Below are 3,385 nucleotides of genomic sequence, written 5' to 3'. Positions count from 1 at the left end.
CCGGCCTTGTCGACGTCTTCGCCGTCGACCGCAAGCACGGCGATCAACGCGTTGACCTTGACGCCTTCGGTGCCGGCCGGAACCACGATCTTGGCGAGCGTGCCTTCATCGACGGCTTCGACCTCCATCGTCGCCTTGTCGGTCTCGATCTCGGCGATGACGTCGCCGGCGACGACCTTGTCGCCTTCGTTCTTCAACCACTTGGAAAGATTGCCCTCTTCCATCGTCGGCGAGAGAGCGGGCATGAGAATTTCGATCGGCATGTCCGTGCCCTCCTTAGAGTACGATGTCGGTCCAGAGCTCGGACGGATCCGGCTCGGCGTCGTGCTGGGCAAATTCGGCGGCGTCGGCGACGATGTCGCGGACCTCCTTGTCGATGGCCTTGAGATCGTCTTCGCTCGCCCACCTCTTATCGATCAGGCGCGCCTTGACCTGTTCGATTGGGTCGTGCTCCGAGCGCATCTTCTGCACTTCTTCCTTGGAGCGATACTTCGCCGGGTCGGACATCGAATGCCCGCGATAGCGATAGGTCTGCATCTCGAGGATCAGCGGGCCGTTGCCGGCGCGGCACCATTCGGCGGCGACGTCGCCGGCTGTCTTGACCGCGCGAACGTCCATGCCGTCGACCTGCATGCCGGGAATCTTGAAGGAAGCGCCGCGGTTGGAGAAGTCGGTCTCGGCGGATGAGCGCGACACCGATGTGCCCATGGCGTAGCGATTGTTCTCGATGATGTAGATTACCGGCAGCTTCCACAGCGAGGCCATGTTGAAGCTTTCATAGACCTGGCCCTGGTTGGCGGCGCCGTCGCCGAAATAGGTCAGCGAGACATTCTTGTTGTCGCGGTAGCGGTTGGCGAAGGCCAGGCCTGTGCCCAGCGACACCTGCGCGCCCACGATGCCGTGGCCGCCATAGAAATGCTTCTCCTTGGAGAACATGTGCATGGAGCCGCCCTTGCCTTTCGACAGGCCGCCACGGCGCCCGGTGAGCTCGGCCATGACGCCGCGCGGCGACAGATCCATCGCCAGCATGTGGCCATGGTCGCGATAGGCGGTGATCATCTGGTCGCCCTCGATCAGCGCCATCTTCATGCCGGTAACGACGGCCTCCTGGCCGATATAGAGGTGGCAGAAGCCGCCGATAAAGCCCATGCCGTAAAGCTGGCCCGCCTTCTCCTCGAAGCGGCGAATGAGCAGCATGTGCCGGTAGGCGGAGAGCTCTTCTTCTTTGGTGAAGTCGGCTGGCTTGGGGGTGGAAAGGGCCGACGATTTGCCCTCGGATCTGGATTTGGACTTGGCAGGCGCTTTTCTGGCGGCGGTGGCCATACATCACTCCCTGTTGGCGTCTCTTCGCGGACATTCAAGGGAGAGCGACCCGTCTCCCCACCGATTTGAGCGAGGCTAACACGCAAGAGTGCAATGCGCCATGCTGAAAAATGCATGGCTGACATGCATCCTAAGCGATTAGAATCATTGCAAATAAGTTTGATTAACCGAAATTCGGTTATTTTGCCGAAGCCGGCAGCATGATGGTGATTTCGTCTGGATGGGACAGATTGAGCGCCTTTCGGGCCTGCTCGTCAAGCATGTCCTTTTCCAGCGTGCCTTCATGCATGAGCTGGACACGACGTTCGAAGTCGATCCGGCGCGCCTTGACCGCGTCGAGCTGAGTCTGGAGTTCGGCCGCCTGGGCCTGCAGCCGATATTTGGAGTAGATGCCAAACTCACCGTGATAGGCATGGAAGCCGAAATAGGCGAGAAACAGCACGCAGAGCGACGGAACGATCAGCTTGCCGGTGTTTCTCTGCTTGTGCTGACGTGTCCACATGACCCGACCCCTTTCGGCCGCGAGCGCAAGCGGCTGTTCGAGTCTTTTTTCGCCCGATTGTGCTTAATGGACGGTTACGGTTGGCTGGACTGAGACTTACCGAAACAAAAAGAGGCGGGGAAACCCGCCTCTCCGCCTCTTTCAACAACCAAGACAGTTCGTCCGGATCAGCCCTTGACCACCGACTTGCCGGCGTAGCGCGCCTGCCGGCCGAGCTCTTCCTCGATCCGGATGAGCTGGTTGTACTTGGCCATGCGGTCTGAGCGCGACAGCGAGCCGGTCTTGATCTGCCCGCAGTTGGTGGCGACGGCGAGGTCGGCAATGGTCGAATCCTCGGTCTCGCCCGAGCGGTGCGACATGACGGCGGTGTAGCCGGCCTTGTGCGCGGTCTCGACCGCGTCGAGCGTTTCGGTGAGCGAGCCGATCTGGTTGACCTTGACCAGGATCGAGTTGGCGACGCCCATGCGGATACCGTCGCGCAGTCGCGCCGTGTTGGTGACGAACAGGTCGTCGCCGACCAATTGGGTCTTCTTGCCGATCAGATCGGTCAGGTATTTCCAGCCCTCCCAATCGTCCTCGGCAAGGCCGTCCTCGATGGTGACGATCGGATAATCGGAAGCGAGCTTGGCGAGGTATTTGGCCTGCGCCTTCGGATCGCGGGTCTTCTTCTCGCCCTCATAGACGTAGTTACCGTCCTTGAAGAACTCGGTCGCCGCGCAGTCGAGGCCGAGTGCCACGTCCTCGCCCGGCCTGAAGCCGGCCTTCTCGATCGATTCCATGATGAAATCGAGGGCCGACGGCGCGCTCTTCAGGTTGGGGGCGAAACCGCCCTCGTCGCCGACATTGGTGTTGTGGCCGGCATCCTTCAGCTTCTTTCTCAGCGTATGGAAGATTTCAGAGCCCCAACGCACGCCGTCGCGCAGGGTCGGCGCGCCGACCGGCAGGATCATGAATTCCTGAAAGTCGATCGGGTTGTCGGCATGAGCGCCGCCATTGATGATGTTCATCATCGGCACCGGCAGGATGTGCGCCTTGGCGCCGCCGACATAGCGGTAGAGCGGCAGCCCGGCGGCCTCGGCGGCGGCCTTGGCCACCGCCAGCGACACGCCGAGGATGGCGTTGGCGCCGAGCCGGCTCTTGTTCGGAGTGCCGTCGAGCTCGATCATCGTCTGGTCGATATGGATCTGGTTCTCGGCTTCCATGCCGCCGATCGCCTCGAATAACTCGCCGTTCACCGCCTCGACGGCGCCCTGGACTCCCTTGCCGAGATAGCGCGGCCCGCCGTCGCGCAGCTCGACCGCCTCATGCGCGCCGGTCGAGGCGCCCGACGGAACGGCGGCGCGGCCCATCGAGCCGTCTTCCAGCACCACGTCGACCTCGACGGTCGGATTTCCACGGCTGTCCAGGATTTCACGCCCGACAATGTCGATGATGGCGGTCATTGCGATGTCCCCGATTTTGATCGATTGAAGCGTCGCGCCCCTCTTAGCCAAAGCCCGGCAAAAGGCAATTGGGCGGTCCGCAATAATTGCCGGCGACAAGATTCACGAAGCGCAAATC

4 protein-coding genes are annotated in these 3,385 nt (G+C 61.6%); all 4 read right to left on the bottom strand.

Annotation, left to right across the window (positions count from 1 at the left end; translation table 11 throughout):
* On the bottom strand, nucleotides 1–263 hold a 263-nt coding region (locus EOA60_RS24880), incomplete at its 3' end, for a biotin/lipoyl-containing protein (protein WP_348632718.1).
* 13 nt (nucleotides 264–276) lie between these two features.
* The gene (gene pdhA / locus EOA60_RS24875) at nucleotides 277–1,323 is read right to left on the bottom strand and encodes a pyruvate dehydrogenase (acetyl-transferring) E1 component subunit alpha (RefSeq protein WP_095825435.1); all 1,047 of its coding nucleotides are present in this window, start codon (nucleotides 1,321–1,323) and stop codon (nucleotides 277–279) included.
* Between the two features lie 178 nt (nucleotides 1,324–1,501).
* Nucleotides 1,502–1,825, bottom strand: coding sequence for a septum formation initiator family protein (locus tag EOA60_RS24870; RefSeq protein ID WP_066989670.1), 324 nt, complete (start codon nucleotides 1,823–1,825; stop codon nucleotides 1,502–1,504).
* Nucleotides 1,826–1,992: 167 nt separating this feature from the next.
* On the bottom strand, nucleotides 1,993–3,267 hold the full coding sequence (eno, locus tag EOA60_RS24865) for a phosphopyruvate hydratase (protein ID WP_095825436.1): 1,275 nt from the start codon (nucleotides 3,265–3,267) through the stop codon (nucleotides 1,993–1,995).
* Nucleotides 3,268–3,385 lie beyond the last annotated feature (118 nt).

The organism is Mesorhizobium sp. M1A.F.Ca.IN.020.06.1.1, from assembly GCF_004023265.1.
Taxonomy (GTDB): Bacteria; Pseudomonadota; Alphaproteobacteria; order Rhizobiales; family Rhizobiaceae; genus Mesorhizobium.
This window is presented reverse-complemented; position numbering and strand designations above follow the sequence as displayed.